Origin of the sequence: Escherichia whittamii (assembly GCF_014836715.1) — a bacterium.
Lineage (GTDB): Bacteria > Pseudomonadota > Gammaproteobacteria > Enterobacterales > Enterobacteriaceae > Escherichia > Escherichia whittamii.
In genome coordinates, this window is record NZ_JACSQI010000006.1 from 49,503 (window position 1) to 72,202 (window position 22,700).

The 22,700-nt window shown below is 49.1% G+C and carries 21 protein-coding genes; 18 read left to right on the forward strand and 3 right to left on the reverse strand.

The features are described from left to right. Positions 1-243: 243 nt before the first annotated feature. Complete coding sequence (gene metJ, locus H9644_RS11170; RefSeq protein WP_000852812.1) at positions 244-561, forward strand: met regulon transcriptional regulator MetJ; 318 nt, start codon at positions 244-246, stop codon at positions 559-561. Positions 562-746: 185 nt separating this feature from the next. After that, the gene (locus H9644_RS11175) at positions 747-1,355 is read left to right on the forward strand and encodes a YiiX family permuted papain-like enzyme (RefSeq protein WP_191774605.1); all 609 of its coding nucleotides are present in this window, start codon (positions 747-749) and stop codon (positions 1,353-1,355) included. A gap of 32 nt (positions 1,356-1,387) precedes the next feature. Here H9644_RS11175 and pgtP read toward each other — a convergent pair whose 3' ends face one another. Further along, a complete protein-coding gene (gene pgtP, locus H9644_RS11180) occupies positions 1,388-2,773 on the reverse strand; it encodes a phosphoglycerate transporter PgtP (protein WP_191774607.1) in 1,386 nt (461 codons plus the stop codon). Between the two features lie 514 nt (positions 2,774-3,287). Between pgtP and H9644_RS11185 the strand changes: the two genes are divergently transcribed. The 4 genes from H9644_RS11185 to pgtA all read left to right on the forward strand — a co-directional run bounded on the left by H9644_RS11185 (position 3,288) and on the right by pgtA (position 8,105). Then, positions 3,288-3,503 carry a hypothetical protein gene (locus tag H9644_RS11185; RefSeq protein WP_191774609.1) on the forward strand — a complete coding sequence of 72 codons (216 nt, stop codon included), beginning with the start codon at positions 3,288-3,290 and terminating at the stop codon, positions 3,501-3,503. A 140-nt stretch (positions 3,504-3,643) separates the two neighbouring features. Next, positions 3,644-4,876: an ABC transporter substrate-binding protein gene (locus H9644_RS11190; RefSeq protein ID WP_191774611.1), complete on the forward strand. Its 1,233-nt coding sequence runs from the start codon at positions 3,644-3,646 to the stop codon at positions 4,874-4,876. Then, positions 4,873-6,840, forward strand: a complete 1,968-nt coding sequence (gene pgtB, locus H9644_RS11195) for a two-component system sensor histidine kinase PgtB (protein WP_191774613.1) — start codon at positions 4,873-4,875, stop codon at positions 6,838-6,840. The genes H9644_RS11190 and pgtB overlap by 4 nt, the downstream gene beginning before the upstream one ends. A gap of 2 nt (positions 6,841-6,842) precedes the next feature. After that, complete coding sequence (gene pgtA / locus H9644_RS11200) at positions 6,843-8,105, forward strand: two-component system response regulator PgtA (RefSeq protein WP_191774615.1); 1,263 nt, start codon at positions 6,843-6,845, stop codon at positions 8,103-8,105. Positions 8,106-8,186: 81 nt separating this feature from the next. On the opposite strand, the gene rpmE is transcribed toward pgtA, so the two are convergent. Continuing rightward, positions 8,187-8,399 carry a 50S ribosomal protein L31 gene (gene rpmE, locus H9644_RS11205; RefSeq protein WP_000710769.1) on the reverse strand — a complete coding sequence of 71 codons (213 nt, stop codon included), beginning with the start codon at positions 8,397-8,399 and terminating at the stop codon, positions 8,187-8,189. A gap of 203 nt (positions 8,400-8,602) precedes the next feature. Between rpmE and priA the strand changes: the two genes are divergently transcribed. The 8 genes from priA (at position 8,603) to H9644_RS11245 (ending at position 17,545) form a co-directional block, all read left to right on the forward strand. Next, on the forward strand, positions 8,603-10,801 hold the full coding sequence (gene priA / locus H9644_RS11210; RefSeq protein ID WP_064530292.1) for a primosomal protein N': 2,199 nt from the start codon (positions 8,603-8,605) through the stop codon (positions 10,799-10,801). Positions 10,802-10,956: 155 nt separating this feature from the next. After that, positions 10,957-11,982: a DNA-binding transcriptional regulator CytR gene (gene cytR / locus H9644_RS11215; RefSeq protein WP_064530291.1), complete on the forward strand. Its 1,026-nt coding sequence runs from the start codon at positions 10,957-10,959 to the stop codon at positions 11,980-11,982. A 91-nt stretch (positions 11,983-12,073) separates the two neighbouring features. After that, complete coding sequence (gene ftsN, locus H9644_RS11220) at positions 12,074-13,033, forward strand: cell division protein FtsN (protein WP_074399652.1); 960 nt, start codon at positions 12,074-12,076, stop codon at positions 13,031-13,033. Positions 13,034-13,125: 92 nt separating this feature from the next. Further along, the gene (gene hslV / locus H9644_RS11225) at positions 13,126-13,656 is read left to right on the forward strand and encodes an ATP-dependent protease subunit HslV (RefSeq protein ID WP_000208242.1); all 531 of its coding nucleotides are present in this window, start codon (positions 13,126-13,128) and stop codon (positions 13,654-13,656) included. A 9-nt stretch (positions 13,657-13,665) separates the two neighbouring features. Further along, a complete protein-coding gene (gene hslU / locus H9644_RS11230) occupies positions 13,666-14,997 on the forward strand; it encodes an HslU--HslV peptidase ATPase subunit (RefSeq protein ID WP_001293348.1) in 1,332 nt (443 codons plus the stop codon). A gap of 66 nt (positions 14,998-15,063) precedes the next feature. Next, positions 15,064-15,990 (forward strand): 1,4-dihydroxy-2-naphthoate polyprenyltransferase, encoded by a 927-nt coding sequence (gene menA, locus H9644_RS11235; protein WP_064530290.1) that lies wholly within the window; start codon positions 15,064-15,066, stop codon positions 15,988-15,990. A gap of 92 nt (positions 15,991-16,082) precedes the next feature. Then, the gene (rraA, locus tag H9644_RS11240; protein WP_064530289.1) at positions 16,083-16,568 is read left to right on the forward strand and encodes a ribonuclease E activity regulator RraA; all 486 of its coding nucleotides are present in this window, start codon (positions 16,083-16,085) and stop codon (positions 16,566-16,568) included. 350 nt (positions 16,569-16,918) lie between these two features. Further along, complete coding sequence (locus H9644_RS11245) at positions 16,919-17,545, forward strand: hypothetical protein (RefSeq protein ID WP_123057975.1); 627 nt, start codon at positions 16,919-16,921, stop codon at positions 17,543-17,545. A 38-nt stretch (positions 17,546-17,583) separates the two neighbouring features. Here H9644_RS11245 and zapB read toward each other — a convergent pair whose 3' ends face one another. Continuing rightward, positions 17,584-17,829: a septal ring assembly protein ZapB gene (gene zapB, locus H9644_RS11250; protein ID WP_001296623.1), complete on the reverse strand. Its 246-nt coding sequence runs from the start codon at positions 17,827-17,829 to the stop codon at positions 17,584-17,586. 424 nt (positions 17,830-18,253) lie between these two features. On the opposite strand from zapB, the gene glpF reads away from it, so the two are divergent. The 4 genes from glpF to fpr all read left to right on the forward strand — a co-directional run bounded on the left by glpF (position 18,254) and on the right by fpr (position 22,697). Further along, positions 18,254-19,099, forward strand: a complete 846-nt coding sequence (gene glpF, locus H9644_RS11255; RefSeq protein ID WP_064530288.1) for a glycerol uptake facilitator protein GlpF — start codon at positions 18,254-18,256, stop codon at positions 19,097-19,099. Positions 19,100-19,121: 22 nt separating this feature from the next. Next, the gene (gene glpK / locus H9644_RS11260) at positions 19,122-20,630 is read left to right on the forward strand and encodes a glycerol kinase GlpK (RefSeq protein ID WP_191774617.1); all 1,509 of its coding nucleotides are present in this window, start codon (positions 19,122-19,124) and stop codon (positions 20,628-20,630) included. 213 nt (positions 20,631-20,843) lie between these two features. Continuing rightward, on the forward strand, positions 20,844-21,854 hold the full coding sequence (glpX, locus tag H9644_RS11265; protein WP_064530286.1) for a class II fructose-bisphosphatase: 1,011 nt from the start codon (positions 20,844-20,846) through the stop codon (positions 21,852-21,854). Positions 21,855-21,950: 96 nt separating this feature from the next. Beyond that, positions 21,951-22,697, forward strand: a complete 747-nt coding sequence (gene fpr / locus H9644_RS11270; RefSeq protein WP_191774619.1) for a ferredoxin--NADP(+) reductase — start codon at positions 21,951-21,953, stop codon at positions 22,695-22,697. The last annotated feature ends 3 nt before the right edge of the window (positions 22,698-22,700 follow it).

Sequence of the window (22,700 nt, forward strand, 5' to 3'; positions counted from 1 at the left end):
GTCAGGCACCAGAGTAAACATTGTGTTAATGGACGTCAACACATCTGGACATCTAAACTTCTTTGCGTATAGATTGAGCAATTCCCCAATAACCGTTAAAATTACATGCATTATCACGCCGACAGGTGCATTACACGATGTCACGGTAGCGCCTGTACGGTAAACTATGCGGGTTTATAGCCATTACCCACATTAATTGTGTGGTCTGGTTTCAATTTATTGACGAAGAGGATTAAGTATCTCATGGCTGAATGGAGCGGCGAATATATCAGCCCATACGCTGAGCACGGCAAGAAGAGTGAGCAAGTCAAAAAGATTACGGTTTCCATTCCTCTTAAGGTGTTAAAAATCCTCACCGATGAACGCACGCGTCGTCAGGTGAACAACCTACGTCACGCTACCAACAGCGAACTGCTGTGCGAGGCGTTTCTGCATGCCTTTACCGGGCAACCTCTGCCGGATGATGCCGACCTGCGTAAAGAGCGCAGCGACGAAATCCCGGAAGCGGCAAAAGAGATCATGCGTGAGATGGGGATTAACCCGGAGACGTGGGAATACTAAAGCGGAAAAGAGCGGCGCGGAGAGTGGAATCGCCCGATGCGCTACGCTTATCAGACCTACGTCATATTGCAATTTATTGAATTTGCACGAACTTGTAGGCCGGATAAGGCGTTCACGCCGCATCCGGCATAAACAACGAGCACGTTGTCTGCGACCCACCGCTTTTTATACATGGACGTTTAACTATGAAAAACAGGCTACTGATCCTCAGCCTGCTGGTTTCTGCGCCTGCCCTTGCCTGGCAACCACAAACCGGCGATATCATCTTTCAGATCTCTCGCTCATCGCAAAGTAAAGCGATCCAACTGGCGACCCATTCCGATTACAGCCACACCGGTATGCTGGTGATACGTAACAAACAGCCCTACGTCTTTGAAGCGGTCGGCCCGGTGAAATACACGCCGCTCAAACAGTGGATAGCCCACGGTGAAAAAGGCAAATACATTGTGCGCCGCGTTGAAGGCGGACTCAGTACCGAACAACAGCAAAAACTGGCGCAAACCGCAAAACGTTATCTCGGCAAACCGTATGATTTCAGCTTCTCGTGGGGCGACGATCGCCAGTACTGTTCGGAAGTGGTTTGGAAGGTTTATCAGAACGCACTGGGAATGCGCGTGGGCGAACAGCAAAAGCTGAAAGAGTTTGATCTTAGCAGCCCGCAGGTTCAGGCAAAACTCAAAGAACGCTACGGCAAAAATATCCCGCTTGAAGAAACGGTGGTTTCGCCTCAGGCCGTTTACGACGCGCCACAACTCACTACCGTCGCCAAAGAATGGCCGCTGTTTTCGTGGTAATGGGCCAATCACATCGTGACTGGCCCTAAAACCTAGCTTTTTTGAGTCTGAAGCTCTGGTTGATACATCTCAGCATCATTTTGACGTTGTTTTTCCATAGCGATCGCACCAAAGTGCGTTAACGTACAGAAAATGATGCAACAGATAACACCAGCAAGCAGAAGATAAAAACCACCATCCCAACCAACCTCATCGACCATAATACCAAACAGACTTGTACCAAGCGTCGCGCCAAGAATATAACTCATGAAGCCACGCAAACCGACAGCGGATCCCACGGCAAAACTGGGAACAATTTCCATTGTCTGAACAGAGGCCAGGAACTGCGGAACATAGATAAGGCAGCCTACGCAAGCAGCGAAAATAGTAATAGAGAGGAGAGAATCGCTTTTCCAGTAGCCCAACAGGCAGAAGAAAATCAATACCATGCTGATAATAGCGGGTGGCATACGGCGACCATGAAATAATTTATCACTCAACCAGCCTGCAAATAATGTTGTTGGAATAGCTGCCCATTCGAAGATTAAAAATGCCGTACTCATTTCGGTCTTCGTAAAATGCTTCACGCTTAACAGGTAAATAGGTAACCAGCTGATAATTCCGAAACGCACCATATAGACAAAAACATCAACGAAAGAGACAAACCATGCATTCTTATTTTTAAGCACATAGGTACAAAAAATTTGCCAGGCAGTCATATCTTCCGGCGCACGATCATCTTTTGCTTTAATGCTGACGTCGTCCGGAACGATTTCGTTTAATGGCGGCAAACCCTCACTGACCGGTGAACCTTTACCTGACATCAGCACCATTACTGCAATGACGACTGCGACAATCGCCGGAACAACATATGTTGCTATTTTCCAGTGTTCAGTGCCCAGCACGGCAAATGCGCCGCCGACAATCGGAGCAACAATACCGCCACCCACGTTGTGCGAAATATTCCAGACCGCACCGACGATGCCCCGTTCTTTACGAGGAAACCAGTTGGCGATCGTAATAAACGACGGGCCAACACCCATTCCCTGAAAGAAACCATTCAGAATGACAAGTCCCGCAAACATCCAGAACGCGAAACTAAAACCAAGCGCCACGTTAACGAGAGCACAAAGTATTAAACCTACTGCCATATATACTTTGGGATTAGCTTTATCGGCCAGACTACTCATTATCCCTTTACTAATACCGTAGGCTATCAGCATACAACTGCTTAATAACCCTATTTGCGTCGCAGAAAGATTAAGCTCTTGTTTTAAATACGGCGTAGAGAGAACAAAGTTATTCCTGACAATGTAATACGAAAGATAACCGATAAATACGCTGAATAACGCCTGCATACGGTAACGATTATAGGTACTTTTCACTTCACTTTCAGGAACCTTATGTGTTGCCACTTTAGGTTTCAATAAAGAAAGCATATATCACCTTCCAGTTCATGGTGTTGTTTAAACAAATCATAATATTCATAGCAATGCTCATTACTACTCTCTGATGAGTATTTAAAAAGCCTTTGCTTAGTAAGTTTTGAAGATAGTGAAGCAAGAGAGTTTAAGTTACAATACAGGGGAAATGAGTCAAAACTGACTCAAAAAAACAAATCACATGTTCCATTTCTTTCCCATATTTGATTTTGGAAAATGCAACATGGCTATTCTTTGAACCTTGACGTGTTACAACAGGCCCAATTTAAAAAAATCAGTTTTATTAAATTTTTCATTTTTTGAGTTCAATCACATATTTTGCTTCTGTAATCGGGATCATTGAATATACTTGTTCTTGTTATGCCAGAGAACCATGCTGCACAACATGAAAACCTTCATCACCGCACAACAAAAAGCAGAGTCTGAACACCTTCAGGATACCCGTCGTAACACGCGGATTTGCGCTCGAATTAAAGCCTTTTTTATGGTTTGTGCAGGCGGGAACTCCGTTATGATTACTGAGTCTCTAAATCTGTATCAGGCCACCGTTGATGATCCTATTTACGACAGTGCTTGTTATTACCATCCTCAACGGGTAAAAAAATGGGCCGAAGCCGCCAATAACAAATTTTATTTTTTACTGCCATACAGTCAGAACCTGAATCTGAGAGCGAAAATGTGGAAATTAATTAATGAGCATTTCCGTAACCGCCACTTGCAGATATAGTAATGCTGGTTGCTTGCCGAACTAATGATAATTTGCAGATACAGAAACACGTGGCTTGAAGTTCATTGCTTATGTTAACTAATGGATAACGACATGGATTACAGCCCAGGAATTTTTCTCTCGATAATGGGATTTTTAACATGATTCGCATTATACAAAGAGCGCTAATCTGTTGGATTTTATATATCAGCATTGCCTCAGCGCATGAATTAGTGATTGCTACAACGCTTTCTTCGGAAGCGACAGAGCACATTATCAGTCAATGGCAAAAGCAACCACAGGCAACTGAAATCCGAACGCTCAACCGAACCAGTGCATCTATTGAGCGCCTGCTGGAAAACCCATTGGGTGAAAATATTGATCTGGTACTGAGTTCATCCCCTATGTTGCTACAGCGGTTACAAAGTAAAAATCTGCTCCAGCCATTTAATAATCAAATAGAAACAAGTAGAAAGTTAGTACCGGAATCCATTCGTTCAACCACCGTTGCTGTTGCCATATCGGGCTACGGCATTCTTATCAATGTGGCGCATCTGGAAGACAAAAAAGAACCTGTGCCAACTTCATGGCAGGAATTAAGTAAATCGCGTTATCAAGGAACGCTATTAATGAGCAGTCCTTCTCGTTCAGATACGACACATCTGATGATTGAAGATCTCCTGCAACAACAAGGATGGACTAGCGGTTGGAGTACACTACTGAAAATAGGCGGTAATCTCGCCACCATTTCATCTCGTAGCTTCGGCGTAGCAAATAAGATCAGTACAGGACTGGGGGACGCTGGTCCGGTAATCGACAATTACGCTAACGTACTGCTTAATAATTCAACTTTACGTTTCAGCTATTTCCCCAACTCGCGAGCAGCGCCTATGTTTATTGCCATTACAGAAGGCAGTAATCATCCACAAGAGGCGGGACGTTTTATTAATTTCTTGTTGAGTCCGGAAGGACAGCAAGCACTGAGCGATTCTGATTCAGGGAAATATCCGGTATATCCTCTGCCCTCCGGCACTCCACTCGCTGACCAACAAATGCGGTTATTTGCATCTCCTTCTCTTGATTACCCGTTGATCATGCAACGCCAAAAGCTCGTGCAATTGTTATTTGATAATGCGATTACTTTTCGCCTTAGCGAGCTTCAGAAGAGTTGGAAAGCATTATATGCTGCAGAACATCGACTTAAGCGGACATTGCCAGAAGTGCGCGCACTATTAACCGCGGTTCCCATTACCCCGCAACAGTCTGTTAATCCTACATATCTGCAGCAATTCGAGCTGCAATCAGGTTTTCGTGAAGCCCAGATTATGGCATGGCAGCAGTTTTTCCTGCAGCGGCAGCAATTAGTGAATACGCAACTTGAGTCATTAAAGTGAAACAATTACATACTATCGGGACGAGTTTGCGGCTCGCCTTTGTTTTTAGTGCCGTTCTTACGCTATTCGTTAGCGTCGTTAGCCTTTATTCCTGGCATGAACAAAATTCTCAGGTTCGCTACGCACTTGACGATTATTTCCCACGAATTCAGGCTTCATTTCTTTTTGAAGAAAACCTCACGGAATTGGTAAATGAATTCAATGAGCTACAACAGACAACCAACACCAATAGCCGCCTTCAGGTAAGAGAACAAATTGAACAACGGCTACAAAAAATTCAGTCAATTAATCCCCATCTTGATTCAGTACATCAAAGTGCGCTTAACCAACAGGTCGCCAGTAGTCGCAAATTGCTTGGCAATCTCGATAAGGCATTGAATGACCATAATAAGGAAAAAGGAAAACTCGACGTTATATCTTCAAGAGTTAACTGGTTGCATGACGATTTCAATAATGAACTCAACTCCCTGACTCAGGATTTAAGTTGGCAACAATCATCATTGCTCAATCAACTCAGCCAACGGAAAGATCCCCATGAAAACCAGGGGGTGCAAAATGCACTGCAATCTATTCAAAACGAATTACAGCTCGTTTTCGAACTCTCACATATAGAAACTGAAATCGTCAGTACCCTAAAGGAGATGATTAACACGCATAACAATGATCCAGAGTCGTTAAGACAACATATTCAATACCTGGATTTTTTGAAACGTAGCATTGACGAAAATGTGCGGTCGTTATCTTCTTATTCCAGCACTATCACATTACACCAGACAGTTTATTCCCTGTGGGAACTGGGTACACAGCAAAATTATCTACCCGGAACTCTGGCCGCCTGGCGGCAGGCTCAACAGACCCTTATGAATACTATCAGGGATAAAGAGCATGTGTTTACGCAAATACGTGGCCAATTAGAAACGCAACTGGGTAATAGCCATCAACAGCTACAAACATTCAATCTGCGATTAGAAAAAATAATGCAAATCAGTGGATTACTGATTTTTGCAGCTATGGCGACGGCCTTGCTGTTCGTTATTCTGGTAAATTATTTCTACATTCGGCCAAGAATGATCCGCCGTTTTCGCTTACTGAATGATGCCGTCGTCAAATTAAGTAACGGTGAACTCGATGCAGATATTCCAGTCTCCGGTAATGATGAGCTTGGGAGAATTGCCAACCTACTCCGCCAAACGATAGCGCAAATTAATCAGCAGCAACATCAACTGGGGCAGGAAATCTGCGATCGAATTGCGACAGAGAAAAATCTGCGAACAGCACAAAGTGAATTGATCCAAACCGCCAAACTGGCCGTGGTTGGACAGACAATGACAACACTGGCACATGAAATTAATCAACCGCTTAATGCATTATCTATGTACCTGTTCAGTGCCAATCGCGCTATAGAGCAACAAGACGTTGGTTTGGCTAAAAACTATATTGTTACGATGCGATCGCTGGTTGAACGCATGGATAATATCGTTAAACGACTGCGAAACTTCGCGCGCCGCCGCGATAGTGAACTCGTGGGTGGGGCAATTAATTTACAGCAGGTAATTTATTCATCCTGGGAGCTTCTGGTATTAAAACATCGACCACTGAAAGCATCTCTTCACTACCCGGATAATTTTCCTGCTGTTTATGGCGACGATGTTTTGATTCAGCAAGTTTTAGTTAATTTATTTACGAATGCCCTGGAAGCCAGTCTGGAAGAACCGCCCACAATAACCATCAACTTTGAAGAAGAAGACACCACGTTAACGCTCTATATTGCTGATAACGGAAAAGGCTGGCCAGTACTTCTGGCTGATCGACTATTAACGCCGTTTACGACTGACAAAGCTGTAGGTTTGGGTATTGGTCTTTCAATTAGTCATTCTATTATGCGTCAGTGCCAGGGAGAGCTATATATCGCGTCTACTCTCGACCGCCATGCGCTGGTTATTCTATGTTTCAGGAAACTTTAAGCATGACAAATACAACTCCAACAATACTGCTCATTGATGACGACAATGATGTTCTGCAAGCCTACAGTTCTCTCTTACAACAAGAGGGTTATGCAGTATGTACCTGTAGCAACCCTTCAGAAGCTCTGCAATTGCTGCAAGATACCTGGGAAGGAATCGTGGTATGCGACGTCTGCATGCCAGATATTTCAGGCATTATGCTGCTGGAAAAAATAATGCTGATTGATCCCAATCTTCCCATACTGATGATCACCGGCCACGGCGATGTCCCAATGGCCGTTGAAGCGGTAAAAAAAGGAGCGTGGGATTTCCTGCAAAAACCGATCAATCCGGAACAATTTTTATCGCTTATCGAAAAAGCGCTGGCAGAGCGTGGAGATTATCTGGAACAAAAAAAATGGCGACGAGCGCAATTTAATCGACACTTAATCGGTAACAGTGGCTGGGTTCGTCAGACTCGCCAACAGCTTGAAACTCTGGCAGAAACCGATCTTCCCGTCTGCTTTTATGGCGAGCCAGGAACCGGTAGAACATTAGCCGCCCATTATCTTCACCAATTTAGTTCTCGCAAGGAAAGACCTTTAATTGAACGCACACTCAGCGCCAATAGTCAGCAACCGCTGGAAGAATGGGTGGAAGAAGCAAAAGGTGGCACGCTGTTATTAAAAGAACTTGAATATTTAACGCAAGAAAATCAACGCCTCTTGGTTCAACTCCAGGAACGCCCTCAGGATCGGTCGTTTCGTCTGATTGTTGTTAATCAGAGCCCTCTGGCTGCACTTGCCGCCACACAAAAAATTATTCCCGCATTGTATTTTCTTTTTTCACTCACCCACATCGAATGCCCACCGCTAAGTCAACGCCCGGGGGATATTGAACCTATTTTTCACCACTATCTGACACTCACCTGTAAACGACTAAATCGCCAACAACCGCTGCTGGGGAAAACGTTTTATAAGCGACTGATGGCGCGAACCTGGCCAGGTAATATCATTGAATTAATAAATGCAGCAGAATTGGTGGCTGTGGGTGTTTTAATGCTGGACGATTCAGTCAGTTTGCAGATGATGGATGCTGATCCAACACCACTTGATGAACGTGTAGAAAGTTATGAAAGACAAATAATTATTGATGCACTCAACTTCTTCCAGGGACGTATCAACGACGTCGCCGATTACTTTCAGATCCCCAGAAAAAAACTGTATTTGCGCATGAAAAAATACGGTATTGATAAAATGGATTTTCGCGATGTAAAAGAAAGATAAAAATCCAATACGTTATCCTGCTAATGAAAGTTTTCAGGCACAAAAAAAGCGCCGTTCGGCGCTTTTTTCGGAAATCCGGTCTTATTTGCTGCCCGGGATGTTGAAACGCTTGTTGAAGCGGTCAACACGGCCACCGGTAGCAACATCACGCTGTTTGCCAGTGAAGAACGGGTGGCACTTGCTGCACACGTCGAGGTTCAGATCATGACCAACGGTGGAGCGGATTTTCATTACGTTACCGCAAGAGCAGCTAGCAGTAATTTCTTCGTATTTCGGGTGAATATCTTTTTTCATGGGAAAACCTCGGTTTAAGGCCGCGTCGCTCTTCCAGCCCTAACGCCAGACACCACGCGATGTTTAAAGTATAGTTTCAATACGATCATTTCGTATCAAAGGCGCCGAATCATACAGAAATTAACCAGCGTATGCAAACTGATCCGCACTCCTCTACCGCAATGTGTATACTGTTCCACCGAATTTCAAGTCAGGATGATGCTATGCCCGTTGCCCACGTTGCCTTGCCCGTTCCGCTTCCCCGTACCTTTGACTATCGCCTGCCAGAAGGCATGACGGTTAAAGCCGGGTGTCGCGTACGCGTGCCGTTTGGCAAACAGCAGGAACGCATCGGGATTGTCGTGTCAGTTAGCGACGTCAGCGAGTTGCCGCTCAACGAACTAAAAACCGTCGTAGAAGTGCTGGACAGCGAACCTGTTTTTTCCAGTTCCGTCTGGCGATTACTGCTATGGGCGGCAGATTACTATCATCATCCAATTGGCGATGTATTGTTTCATGCCCTGCCGATTTTATTGCGCCAGGGGCGGCCCGCGGCTAACGCGCCCATGTGGTACTGGTTTGCTACCGAGCAAGGCCAGGCGGTGGATATCAACAGCCTGAAACGTTCGCCTAAGCAACAACAGGCGCTGGCGGCGTTGCGACAAGGGAAAATCTGGCGTGACCAGGTAGCGGAACTTGAATTCAATGATGCCGCACTACAGGCGCTGCGCAAAAAAGGTCTTTGCGAGCTGGCAAGCGAAACGCCGGAGTTTAGCGACTGGCGAACGAACTATGCTGTTACAGGCGAACGTCTGCGGCTGAATACCGAACAAGCCACCGCCGTTGGCGCAATTCATAGCGCAGCGGATACCTTTTCCGCATGGTTGTTGGCGGGCGTTACCGGTTCCGGTAAAACAGAGGTTTATCTAAGCGTACTGGAAAACGTGCTTGCTCAGGGCAAGCAGGCGCTGGTGATGGTGCCTGAAATCGGCCTGACACCGCAAACTATCGCCCGTTTTCGTGAACGGTTTAATGCACCAGTGGAAGTTCTGCATTCCGGCCTCAATGACAGTGAACGCCTTTCGGCCTGGCTGAAAGCGAAAAATGGCGAGGCGGCGATTGTGATTGGTACCCGTTCCGCACTGTTTACACCGTTTAAAAATCTCGGTGTGATTGTTATCGATGAAGAGCATGACAGTTCCTACAAGCAGCAGGAAGGCTGGCGCTATCATGCCCGCGACCTGGCGGTGTATCGTGCGCACAGCGAGCAAATCCCGATCATTCTTGGCTCCGCAACACCCGCGCTGGAAACGTTATGTAACGTACAGCAGAAAAAATACCGCCTGCTGCGCCTGACGCGCCGGGCGGGAAATGCGCGTCCGGCAATTCAACATGTACTGGATTTAAAAGGTCAGAAGGTGCAGGCGGGGCTGGCTCCGGCGCTGATCAGCCGTATGCGCCAGCATTTACAGGCCAACAACCAGGTTATTCTCTTTCTTAACCGCCGTGGTTTTGCGCCTGCGCTGCTGTGCCACGACTGCGGCTGGATTGCCGAATGTCCACGTTGCGATCACTACTACACGTTGCATCAGGCGCAGCAGCATTTGCGCTGCCATCATTGCGACAGTCAGCGTCCAGTACCGCGCCAGTGTCCGTCCTGCGGTTCTACCCATCTGGTGCCGGTGGGTCTGGGAACAGAACAACTTGAACAGACGTTAGCGCCGCTTTTCCCTGGTGTAGCCATTTCACGTATCGACCGCGATACAACCAGCCGTAAAGGCGCGCTAGAGCAGCAACTGGCAGAAGTGCATCGCGGCGGCGCGCGAATTTTGATTGGTACACAAATGCTGGCGAAAGGTCACCATTTCCCGGATGTAACGCTGGTTGCATTACTGGACGTGGACGGCGCGCTGTTTTCTGCGGATTTTCGCTCGGCGGAGCGTTTTGCCCAGCTATACACCCAGGTAGCCGGACGTGCCGGACGTGCGGGTAAACAGGGCGAAGTGGTGCTGCAAACGCACCATCCGGAACATCCTCTCTTACAAACCTTGCTGTATAAAGGTTATGACGCTTTTGCGGAGCAGGCGTTGGCCGAGCGGCGAATGATGCAACTGCCGCCGTGGACCAGTCATGTGATTGTGCGTGCGGAGGATCATAACAATCAGCACGCGCCGCTGTTCCTGCAACAGTTGCGTAATCTGCTTCTCTCCAGCCCACTGGCGGATGACAAATTGTGGGTTCTCGGCCCGGTTCCGGCTCTGGCGCCTAAACGCGGCGGTCGCTGGCGCTGGCAAATCTTGTTGCAGCACCCTTCCCGCGTGCGTTTACAACACATCATCAATGGCACACTGGCGCTTATCAATACCATACCAGATTCACGCAAAGTGAAATGGGTGCTGGATGTTGATCCCATTGAGGGGTAAACCGCTTACGATGCGAGGCGGATCGAAAAATTAAATATTCATCACACTTTTCATGAAAATTCTGTAACCGTTTTCACGCGCTATCTGCTAAAAATGTTGCCGATGTGAAGTAAACATGGATGTAGTACGCCTGACGTGCCAGGCGAGGAGTGAGTGTGAAAGCGAAGAAGCAGGAAACTGCCGCAACAATGAAAGACGTTGCCCTGAAGGCAAAAGTCTCTACAGCGACCGTCTCCCGAGCATTAATGAATCCAGATAAAGTCTCCCAGGCCACCCGTAATCGGGTTGAAAAAGCGGCCCGGGAAGTGGGTTATTTACCGCAGCCAATGGGGCGTAACGCAAAGCGTAATGAATCCCGAACGATTCTGGTGATTGTCCCGGATATCTGCGACCCCTTCTTTAGTGAAATTATTCGCGGTATCGAAGTCACGGCGGCAAGTCATGGATATCTGGTACTGATTGGCGACTGCGCGCACCAAAATCAGCAGGAAAAGACCTTTATCGACTTGATAATCACCAAACAAATTGATGGCATGTTGCTGCTTGGCTCAAGGCTGCCGTTTGATGCCAGTATTGAGGAGCAACGTAATCTGCCGCCGATGGTGATGGCGAACGAATTCGCACCAGAGCTGGAACTGCCTACGGTTCATATCGACAACCTGACCGCTGCCTTTGATGCCGTAAATTATCTGTATGAACAAGGACATAAACTGATTGGCTGCATTGCCGGCCCCGAAGAGATGCCATTGTGTCACTACCGTCTACAAGGCTACGTTCAGGCGCTGCGTCGCTGCGGCATTATGGTTGATCCGCAATATATCGCCCGGGGCGACTTCACCTTCGAAGCCGGAAGTAAAGCCATGCAACAGCTGCTCGACCTTCCGCAACCGCCAACTGCCGTTTTCTGTCATAGCGATGTAATGGCGCTTGGCGCACTTTCTCAGGCGAAACGCCAGGGGCTGAAAGTCCCTGACGACCTTTCCATAATCGGTTTTGACAACATCGACCTGACGCAATTTTGTGATCCGCCGCTGACCACCATTGCACAGCCGCGCTACGAAATTGGTCGGGAAGCTATGTTGTTACTGCTTGATCAAATGCAGGGACAAACGGTCGGAAGCGGCTCACGTTTAATGGACTGCGAGCTTATTATCCGTGGATCGACGCGCACGTTATCTTAAAGTAAACCTTTAAGGCTTCCGTGACTGGTCAAAGGCCCGCCGCTTAAGTAACATGGCGGGCTGACGAACGAATAAATACAGCGAAACGATAGTGGCACAACGAGATTATGTACGCCGCAGCCAACCGGCACCTTCGCGGCGAAAAAAGAGCACCTCACGGAAAAAGCAACGAAATATGCCTGCGGTTTCTCCCGCAATGGTCGCTATTGCTGCAGCCGTTCTTGTGACCTTTATCGGGGGTCTGTACTTCATTACGCATCACAAGAAAGAAGAGTCTGCGACGCTGCAAAGCCAGAAAGTGACCGGAAACGGACTACCTCCGAAACCGGAAGAACGTTGGCGCTACATTAAAGAGCTGGAAAGTCGCCAGCCGGGCGTACGTGCGCCAACAGAACCGTCTGCTGGCGGCGAAGTGAAAACGCCGGATCAGCTGACTCCAGAGCAGCGCCAGCTTCTTGAACAAATGCAGGCTGATATGCGTCAGCAACCAACGCAGCTTGCCGAAGTCCCGTGGAATGAGCAGACGCCGGAACAGCGCCAACAAACGCTGCAACGCCAGCGTCAGGCGCAGCAGTTAGCGGAACAGCAACGTCAGGCACAGCCGCCACGTGCATCTGAACAAAGCTGGCAGCAACAGACGCGTACGTCGCAAGCTGCGCCAGTACAATCGCAACCGCGCCAGTCTAAACCGGCTTCTACCCAGCAACCGTATCAGGATCTGCTGCAAACGCCTGCGCATACTACCTCGCAGCCGAAGCCACAGCAGGCCGCACCAGTAGCACGCGCGGTTGAAGCGCCGAAACCAACAGCGGAGAAGAAAGATGAACGTCGCTGGATGGTACAGTGCGGTTCATTTAAAGGTGCTGAACAGGCTGAGACTGTCCGTGCGCAGTTGGCTTTCGAAGGCTTTGACTCGAAAATTACCACCAACAATGGCTGGAATCGTGTGGTCATCGGGCCGGTGAAAGGCAAAGAGAACGCTGACAGCACCCTCAATCGTTTGAAGATGGCAGGCCATACAAACTGCATTCGGCTCGCCACCGGGGGTTGAAACCCTCAAAATCTCCCCCATCTATACTTTCATTATGCCCCGTACAATTGTGCGGGGCTTGAATTCTGTATTCCTAACCAAGGGGTCTGCTCGTGACAACTATAGTAAGCGTACGCCGTAATGGCCACGTAGTAATCGCCGGTGATGGTCAGGCCACACTGGGTAACACTGTAATGAAAGGCAACGTTAAAAAAGTTCGCCGCCTGTATAACGATAAAGTGATCGCAGGCTTTGCCGGCGGCACGGCGGATGCCTTCACGCTGTTCGAACTGTTTGAACGTAAACTGGAAATGCATCAGGGCCATCTGGTTAAAGCAGCGGTTGAGCTGGCAAAAGACTGGCGTACTGATCGCATGTTGCGCAAACTTGAAGCACTGCTGGCGGTCGCAGACGAAACTGCATCGCTTATCATCACTGGTAACGGTGACGTGGTACAGCCAGAAAATGATCTTATTGCTATCGGCTCCGGCGGCCCTTACGCCCAGGCTGCGGCACGCGCTCTGTTAGAAAACACAGAACTTAGCGCCCGTGAAATTGCTGAAAAGGCGTTGGATATTGCAGGCGATATTTGCATCTATACCAACCATTTCCATACCATCGAAGAATTAAGCTACAAAGCGTAAGGATCTCCCATGTCTGAAATGACCCCACGCGAAATCGTCAGCGAACTTGATAAGCACATCATCGGCCAGGATAACGCCAAGCGTTCCGTGGCGATTGCACTGCGTAACCGCTGGCGCCGCATGCAGCTCAACGAAGAGTTGCGCCATGAAGTGACCCCGAAAAACATTCTGATGATCGGCCCGACCGGCGTCGGTAAAACTGAAATCGCCCGTCGTCTGGCTAAACTGGCGAACGCGCCGTTCATCAAAGTTGAAGCGACCAAATTCACCGAAGTCGGTTATGTAGGTAAAGAAGTCGATTCTATTATCCGCGACCTGACCGATGCCGCAGTGAAAATGGTGCGTGTACAAGCTATCGAGAAAAACCGTTATCGCGCTGAAGAACTGGCAGAAGAACGTATTCTCGACGTGCTGATCCCACCGGCTAAAAACAACTGGGGACAGACCGAACAGCAGCAGGAACCGTCCGCTGCTCGTCAGGCATTCCGCAAAAAACTGCGTGAAGGCCAGCTCGATGACAAAGAAATCGAGATCGATCTTGCCGCAGCACCGATGGGCGTTGAAATTATGGCGCCTCCGGGAATGGAAGAGATGACCAGCCAGCTGCAGTCTATGTTCCAGAATCTGGGCGGCCAGAAGCAAAAAGCACGTAAGCTGAAAATCAAAGACGCCATGAAGCTGCTGATTGAAGAAGAAGCGGCGAAGCTGGTGAATCCGGAAGAACTGAAGCAAGACGCTATCGATGCCGTTGAACAGCACGGGATCGTGTTTATCGACGAAATCGACAAAATCTGTAAGCGCGGCGAATCCTCCGGCCCGGACGTTTCTCGTGAAGGCGTTCAGCGCGACTTGCTGCCGCTGGTAGAAGGTTGCACCGTTTCCACCAAACACGGGATGGTCAAAACCGATCACATTCTGTTTATCGCTTCTGGCGCGTTCCAGGTAGCGAAACCGTCTGACCTGATCCCGGAACTGCAAGGTCGTCTGCCGATCCGCGTTGAGCTGCAGGCCCTGACCACCAGCGACTTTGAGCGTATTCTGACCGAACCGAATGCCTCTATCACCGTGCAGTACAAAGCACTGATGGCGACCGAAGGCGTGAATATTGAGTTCACCGACTCTGGTATCAAACGCATTGCAGAAGCTGCATGGCAGGTAAACGAATCTACCGAAAACATCGGTGCGCGTCGTTTACATACCGTTCTGGAGCGTTTGATGGAAGAGATTTCTTACGACGCCAGCGATTTAAGCGGTCAAACCATCACTATTGACGCAGATTATGTGAGCAAACATCTGGATGCGTTGGTGGCAGATGAAGATCTGAGCCGTTTTATCCTATAATCGCGTTCAATCATTTTCATCATTGTTTGATGGGGCTGAAAGGCCCCATTTTTATTGGCGCGTATTATGACTGAACAACAAATTAGCCGAACTCAGGCGTGGCTGGAAAGTTTACGACCTAAAACCCTCCCCCTCGCCTTTGCTGCAATTATCGTCGGGACGGCGCTGGCATGGTGGCAAGGTCACTTCGATCCGCTGGTCGCTCTGCTGGCACTCATTACCGCCGGGCTGTTACAGATCCTCTCTAACCTCGCCAATGACTACGGTGATGCCGTCAAAGGTAGCGACAAACCTGACCGCATTGGACCGCTGCGCGGCATGCAAAAAGGGGTCATTACCCAGCAAGAGATGAAACGGGCGCTCATTATTACCGTCGTGCTCATTTGCCTCTCCGGACTGGCGCTGGTCGCGGTGGCGTGTCATAACCTGGCTGATTTTGTCGGCTTTCTGATTCTTGGTGGGTTATCAATTATCGCCGCTATCACCTATACCGTGGGCAATCGTCCTTATGGTTATATCGGCCTGGGTGATATTTCCGTACTGGTGTTCTTTGGCTGGTTGAGTGTGATGGGCAGCTGGTATTTGCAGGCACATACGCTGATTCCGGCGCTGATCCTTCCAGCAACGGCCTGTGGTCTGCTGGCAACGGCGGTGCTCAACATTAACAATCTGCGTGATATCAATAGCGACCGCGAGAATGGCAAAAACACACTGGTAGTGCGCTTAGGTGAAGTGAACGCTCGTCGTTACCATGCCTGCCTGCTGATGGGCTCGCTGGTGTGTCTGGCGCTGTTTAATCTCTTTTCACTGCACAGCCTGTGGGGTTGGTTGTTCCTGTTAGCAACGCCGTTGTTGGTTAAACAGGCCCGTTATGTGATGCGTGAAATGGACCCGGCGGCGATGCGTCCGATGCTGGAACGCACCGTCAAGGGAGCATTATTAACTAACCTGCTGTTTGTTTTGGGAATATTCTTAAGCCAGTGGGCTACTTAACTGACAAATATCAATTAACAATTGATGATTTTGCCAACAACCCACATAGCGCGATATACTGAAAATTCTCGCAGCAACTGAATGTTAAGCCTATGAAATACGATACTTCCGAGCTTTGTGACATCTATCAAGAAGATGTCAACGTCGTGGAACCGCTGTTCTCCAACTTTGGTGGACGGGCGTCGTTTGGCGGACAAATCATCACGGTAAAATGTTTCGAGGACAACGGGTTGCTGTACGATCTGCTCGAAAAGAATGGCCGTGGTCACGTACTTGTCGTCGATGGCGGTGGTTCTGTTCGTCGCGCACTGGTCGATGCGGAACTGGCGCGTCTGGCGGTCCAAAATGAATGGGAAGGCCTGGTCATTTACGGCGCGGTGCGTCAGGTAGATGATCTGGAAGAGCTGGACATCGGCATCCAGGCGATGGCCGCAATTCCGGTCGGTGCCGCTGGCGAAGGCATTGGCGAAAGCGATGTCCGCGTCAACTTTGGCGGCGTCACCTTCTTCTCCGGCGACCATCTCTATGCCGATAATACCGGGATTATTCTTTCAGAAGATCCGCTGGATATTGAATAACTCTCTGCCATGTGCAAAAAAAGGGGAATTAAATTCCCCTTTTTTATATGTCAAATATTCATAGAGACTATCATTTGTTTTTGTTCAATTCATTTTAAATATCAATACTTCACATCTGACAATATAAATTAATTATCGACAAACCACTTCATAAAAATAATGCAGCATTAAAAGTTAATACCATATGGTAAATTAACCATTCCGGAAATAGCGATATAAATCATCGTTAGTAGCGAACGTATATATAATAAGGGATTGATATGAGATACGTTATCTTATTAATACTATGGATAATAACTGTTTTTCTTAGTCATCTTCAGCACAGCCACCTACTGTCTGGAGATCCTGGCATGGTTGGCGAGTATATCGGTTCAGTACTTCTGGGGCCGTTATTACTTCCCGTGCTTGTGTCAGGTATTCTGTGCGCATTCGCTAAAAAAACGCGTAACTTCGCCAGTTTTACTCGCGGGTGCTGCTGGGTATTGGGGGTATTGCTTTTATCCAACGTCGGCAATACATTTCGCATGATCACCCCGTGGCAATATACGTTTGAGAATGCCGCTATTTCCGTGACTATCCCGAACAGACACTGGAAAACGATTTCCATTAGTACTGATAAAACCATTGATATAAGAAGTGAAGATAATAGCGTCTTTATTTCTGCTTTCCGCCTGCCCGCAGGACGTAGCACCGATGACTCGCTGGAAGAGTTAAAGAAGATGCAGCGAGACAATCTCAAGGATCAATACAATGAAGAAACCTTCCAGTTTCATGACTGTAATGCCAAACATTTCACCTGTAAGTATCAGGACGTGTTAATAAATTTTGATGGTCAGCAAAAAAGAACCATCAGTGTTTACCTTGAAGATACCCCCAGGGCTGTGGGGCTCATTGCATTAATGAAGCCAGATACGGCAGATAAATATCACCAACAGGCGATGGAGATTATGTTGTCTGCTAAAAATGCAGTGAAGTAAAAAATAAGGCGCCTTACGGCGCCTCTGAGTGGAAAAGATTAAACCTCTTCCATACGACCCAGCAGGGCCTGCAGACGTTCCTGCCAGCCGTTCTGCTGTTCTTTCAGATGGTTGTTCTCACGCTCCAGCTCTTCGCGCTGATGCTGGGCATTTTGAACTTCCTGCGACAGTGAGTTGTTTTTTTCTTTCAGCTCTTCGATTTCCATCTGCAACAGAGTGATGGTATCAATCGCCTGCTGTACTTTTGCTTCCAGTTTCTCAAACACTTCTAATGACATTGTCATACCTCTCCTGAATTGCAAGGCGTTGATGGATAAAAATCCTCGTCCCGATTATCGGTGACGCCTTAATAAATACGTGCGCGTTTTCGTTAGCTCCGATTGTATGAAGCCGCGCCATCGCTGTCCAGCGGCACGCCTTGTAGATTACGGTTTGCCACACTTTTCATCCTTCTCCTGGTGACATAATCCACACGAATAGAAAATGTTAATAAATTTGTTGCGTTAATGATCTAGCAAACATGCATCATGTATAAACAGATGAAATAAATAGCGCGATAACGCTCATTTTATGACGAAGCACACACATTTTAAGTTCGATATTTCTCGTTTTCGCTCGTTAACGATAAGTTTACAGCATGCCTACAAGCATCGTGGAGGTCCGTGACTTTCACGCATACAACAAACATTAACTCTTCAGGATCCGATTATGAGTCAAACATCAACCTTGAAAGGCCAGTGCATTGCTGAATTCCTCGGTACCGGGTTGTTGATTTTTTTCGGTGTCGGTTGCGTTGCTGCGCTAAAAGTCGCTGGTGCGTCTTTTGGTCAGTGGGAAATCAGTGTCATTTGGGGACTGGGGGTGGCGATGGCCATCTATCTAACCGCAGGGGTTTCCGGCGCGCATCTTAATCCAGCTGTCACTATTGCGTTGTGGCTGTTTGCTTGTTTCGACAAGCGCAAGGTTATTCCTTTTATCGTTTCACAAGTCGCCGGAGCTTTCTGTGCTGCGGCATTAGTTTACGGGCTTTACTACAATTTATTCCTCGACTTCGAGCAGACCCATCATATTGTTCGCGGAAGCGTCGAAAGTGTTGATCTGGCGGGTACTTTCTCTACTTATCCTAATCCTCATATCAATTTTGTGCAGGCCTTCGCAGTTGAGATGGTGATTACCGCTATTCTGATGGGGCTGATCCTGGCGTTAACGGACGATGGTAACGGCGTACCGCGCGGCCCTTTGGCGCCCTTGCTGATTGGTCTACTGATTGCGGTCATTGGCGCATCTATGGGTCCATTAACGGGCTTTGCCATGAACCCAGCACGTGATATCGGTCCGAAAGCCTTTGCCTGGCTGGCGGGCTGGGGCAATGTCGCCTTTACCGGTGGCAGAGACATTCCTTACTTCCTGGTGCCGCTTTTTGGCCCTATCGTTGGCGCGATTGTAGGTGCATTTGCCTACCGCAAACTGATTGGCCGCCATTTGCCTTGCGATATCTGTGTTGTGGAAGAAAAGGAGATCACAACTCCTTCAGAACAAAAAGCTTCACTGTAATGTGACTACGGGACAATTAAACATGACTGAAAAAAAATATATCGTTGCGCTCGACCAGGGCACCACCAGCTCCCGCGCGGTCGTAATGGATCACGATGCCAATATCATTAGCGTGTCGCAGCGCGAATTTGAGCAAATCTACCCAAAACCAGGCTGGGTAGAACACGACCCAATGGAAATCTGGGCCACCCAAAGCTCTACGCTGGTAGAAGTGCTGGCGAAAGCCGATATCAGTTCCGATCAAATTGCAGCTATCGGTATTACGAACCAGCGAGAAACCACTATCGTCTGGGAAAAAGAAACCGGCAAGCCTATCTATAACGCCATTGTTTGGCAGTGCCGTCGTACCGCCGAGATCTGCGAGCATCTCAAACGCGATGGCATGGAAGAGTACATTCGTAATAACACCGGTCTGGTGATTGACCCGTACTTCTCCGGCACCAAAGTGAAGTGGATCCTCGACCATGTGGAAGGCTCCCGCGAGCGTGCGCGTCGTGGTGAACTGCTGTTTGGTACGGTTGATACCTGGCTTATCTGGAAAATGACTCAGGGCCGCGTTCACGTGACCGATTACACCAACGCATCCCGTACTATGTTGTTCAACATCCATACTCTGGACTGGGACGACAAAATGCTCGACGCGCTGGATATCCCGCGTGAGATGCTGCCAGAAGTACGCCGTTCTTCCGAAGTGTACGGTCAGACCAACATTGGCGGCAAAGGCGGCACACGTATTCCGATCGCCGGGATTGCGGGCGACCAGCAGGCGGCGCTATTCGGTCAGTTGTGCGTGAAAGAAGGGATGGCGAAGAATACCTATGGTACAGGCTGCTTTATGCTGATGAATACCGGTGAGAAAGCGGTGACATCAGAAAACGGCCTGCTTACGACCATCGCCTGTGGCCCGAGCGGAGAAGTAAACTACGCGCTGGAAGGTGCGGTGTTTATGGCGGGTGCATCAATTCAGTGGCTGCGCGATGAGATGAAGCTGATTAGCGACGCCGACGATTCCGAATACTTTGCCACCAAAGTGCAAAACACCAACGGCGTATATGTCGTTCCGGCCTTTACCGGTCTGGGCGCGCCGTACTGGGACCCGTATGCACGCGGGGCAATTTTCGGTCTGACTCGTGGCGTGAACGCCAACCACATCATCCGCGCGACACTTGAATCTATTGCTTATCAGACGCGTGACGTGCTGGAAGCGATGCAAGCAGACTCCGGCATTCGTCTACACGCACTGCGCGTGGACGGTGGCGCAGTGGCGAATAACTTCCTGATGCAGTTCCAGTCCGATATTCTCGGCACGCGCGTTGAGCGTCCAGAAGTTCGCGAGGTTACCGCATTGGGTGCGGCCTATCTTGCTGGTCTGGCGGTTGGCTTCTGGCAGAACCTTGACGAGCTGCAAGAGAAAGCGGTGATTGAACGCGAGTTCCGTCCTGGCATCGAAACCACCGAGCGTAATTACCGTTACGCAGGCTGGAAAAAAGCGGTCAAACGCGCGATGGCGTGGGAAGAACACGACGAGTAATGTCAGGCACCTGAACCGATTGCCTGATGCGACGCTAACGCGTCTTATCAGGCCTACGGCCGATGCCATTTGTGTAGGCCGGATAAGGCGTTCACGCCGCATCCGGCATGTCGCAGACTCTGAAACCGTGCGGGGACAACCCCGCACACATCAATAATCCGCTCCCTCCCCTGTGCTACACTTCGCGCCATTCCTTACTGCTTAGAGTTTGCTATGAGACGAGAACTTGCCATCGAATTTTCCCGCGTCACCGAATCTGCGGCGCTGGCTGGCTACAAATGGTTAGGACGCGGCGATAAAAACACCGCTGACGGCGCAGCGGTTAACGCCATGCGCATTATGCTCAACCAGGTCAACATTGACGGCACCATTGTCATTGGTGAAGGTGAAATCGACGAAGCGCCGATGCTCTACATAGGTGAAAAAGTCGGTACTGGTCGCGGCGACGCGGTGGATATTGCCGTTGATCCGATTGAAGGCACGCGCATGACGGCGATGGGTCAGGCTAACGCGCTGGCGGTGCTGGCAGTAGGCGATAAAGGCTGCTTCCTCAACGCGCCAGATATGTATATGGAAAAGCTGATCGTCGGACCGGGAGCTAAGGGCGTCATCGACCTGAACCTGCCGCTGGCGGATAACCTGCGCAATGTTGCGGCGGCACTCGGCAAGCCATTGAGCGAACTGACGGTAACTATTCTGGCGAAACCGCGACACGATGCGGTTATCGCAGAAATGCAGCAACTCGGCGTGCGCGTGTTTGCTATTCCGGATGGTGACGTTGCGGCCTCAATTCTCACCTGTATGCCTGACAGCGAAGTTGACGTGCTGTACGGCATTGGCGGTGCGCCGGAAGGCGTGGTTTCTGCGGCGGTGATCCGAGCGTTAGATGGCGATATGAATGGCCGTCTGCTGGCACGTCATGATGTCAAAGGCGACAACGAAGAAAATCGCCGCATTGGTGAACAGGAACTGGCACGCTGCAAAGCGATGGGCATCGAAGCGGGTAAAGTGCTGCGTCTGGGCGATATGGCGCGCAGCGATAACGTTATCTTTTCCGCAACCGGTATCACCAAAGGCGATCTGCTGGAAGGCATTAGCCGCAAAGGCAATATCGCCACTACCGAAACGCTGCTGATCCGTGGCAAATCTCGCACTATTCGTCGCATTCAGTCGATTCACTATCTGGATCGTAAAGACCCGGATATGCAGGTACACATTCTCTGAGTGATTTGATCGATTGAGCCTTCCAGTCCTTCGGGACTGGAATTTTTTTGTTCGGAGAACGAAGATAAGGCAAGTCAATCAAAACAGGAGAAAAACATGGCTGATTGGGTAACAGGCAAAGTCACTAAAGTGCAGAACTGGACCGACGCCCTGTTTAGTCTCACCGTTCACGCTCCCGTGCTTCCGTTTACCGCCGGGCAATTCACCAAACTTGGCCTTGAAATTGATGGCGAACGCGTTCAGCGCGCCTACTCCTATGTTAACTCGCCCGATAATCCCGATCTGGAGTTTTACCTGGTCACCGTCCCCGATGGCAAATTAAGCCCGCGACTGGCGGCGCTAACACCGGGTGACGAAGTGCAAGTGGTTAGCGAGGCGGCAGGCTTCTTTGTGCTGGATGAAGTACCGGACTGCGAAACGCTATGGATGCTGGCGACCGGTACGGCGATTGGCCCTTATTTATCGATTCTGCAATTGGGCAAAGATTTAGATCGCTTCAAAAATCTGGTGCTGGTTCACGCCGCACGATATGCCGCCGACTTAAGCTATTTACCACTGATGCAGGAGCTGGAAAAACGCTACGAGGGGAAACTGCGCATTCAGACGGTGGTCAGTAGGGAAACGGCTGCGGGTTCGCTCACCGGGCGGATACCGGCGTTAATTGAAAGCGGTGAACTGGAAAACGCGGTTGGCCTGCCAATGGATAAAGAAACCAGCCATGTGATGCTGTGTGGTAATCCGCAAATGGTGCGCGATACGCAACAACTGCTAAAAGAAACCCGGCAGATGACGAAACATTTACGTCGTCGACCGGGCCACATGACAGCGGAGCATTACTGGTAAGCG

What these genes read in the sequence shown, in the direction of transcription:
- H9644_RS11190 (WP_191774611.1), top strand. Translation starts at nt 3,644, where the DNA reads ATGATTCGCATTATACAAAGAGCGCTAATCTGTTGGATTTTATATATC.
- H9644_RS11175 (WP_191774605.1), top strand. Translation starts at nt 747, where the DNA reads ATGAAAAACAGGCTACTGATCCTCAGCCTGCTGGTTTCTGCGCCTGCC.
- rraA (WP_064530289.1), top strand. Translation starts at nt 16,083, where the DNA reads ATGAAATACGATACTTCCGAGCTTTGTGACATCTATCAAGAAGATGTC.
- priA (WP_064530292.1), top strand. Translation starts at nt 8,603, where the DNA reads ATGCCCGTTGCCCACGTTGCCTTGCCCGTTCCGCTTCCCCGTACCTTT.
- H9644_RS11185 (WP_191774609.1), top strand. Translation starts at nt 3,288, where the DNA reads ATGATTACTGAGTCTCTAAATCTGTATCAGGCCACCGTTGATGATCCT.
- fpr (WP_191774619.1), top strand. Translation starts at nt 21,951, where the DNA reads ATGGCTGATTGGGTAACAGGCAAAGTCACTAAAGTGCAGAACTGGACC.
- metJ (WP_000852812.1), top strand. Translation starts at nt 244, where the DNA reads ATGGCTGAATGGAGCGGCGAATATATCAGCCCATACGCTGAGCACGGC.
- H9644_RS11245 (WP_123057975.1), top strand. Translation starts at nt 16,919, where the DNA reads ATGGTTGGCGAGTATATCGGTTCAGTACTTCTGGGGCCGTTATTACTT.
- menA (WP_064530290.1), top strand. Translation starts at nt 15,064, where the DNA reads ATGACTGAACAACAAATTAGCCGAACTCAGGCGTGGCTGGAAAGTTTA.
- glpX (WP_064530286.1), top strand. Translation starts at nt 20,844, where the DNA reads ATGAGACGAGAACTTGCCATCGAATTTTCCCGCGTCACCGAATCTGCG.
- zapB (WP_001296623.1), bottom strand. Translation starts at nt 17,829, where the DNA reads ATGACAATGTCATTAGAAGTGTTTGAGAAACTGGAAGCAAAAGTACAG.
- glpF (WP_064530288.1), top strand. Translation starts at nt 18,254, where the DNA reads ATGAGTCAAACATCAACCTTGAAAGGCCAGTGCATTGCTGAATTCCTC.
- glpK (WP_191774617.1), top strand. Translation starts at nt 19,122, where the DNA reads ATGACTGAAAAAAAATATATCGTTGCGCTCGACCAGGGCACCACCAGC.
- pgtP (WP_191774607.1), bottom strand. Translation starts at nt 2,773, where the DNA reads ATGCTTTCTTTATTGAAACCTAAAGTGGCAACACATAAGGTTCCTGAA.
- rpmE (WP_000710769.1), bottom strand. Translation starts at nt 8,399, where the DNA reads ATGAAAAAAGATATTCACCCGAAATACGAAGAAATTACTGCTAGCTGC.
- pgtA (WP_191774615.1), top strand. Translation starts at nt 6,843, where the DNA reads ATGACAAATACAACTCCAACAATACTGCTCATTGATGACGACAATGAT.
- hslU (WP_001293348.1), top strand. Translation starts at nt 13,666, where the DNA reads ATGTCTGAAATGACCCCACGCGAAATCGTCAGCGAACTTGATAAGCAC.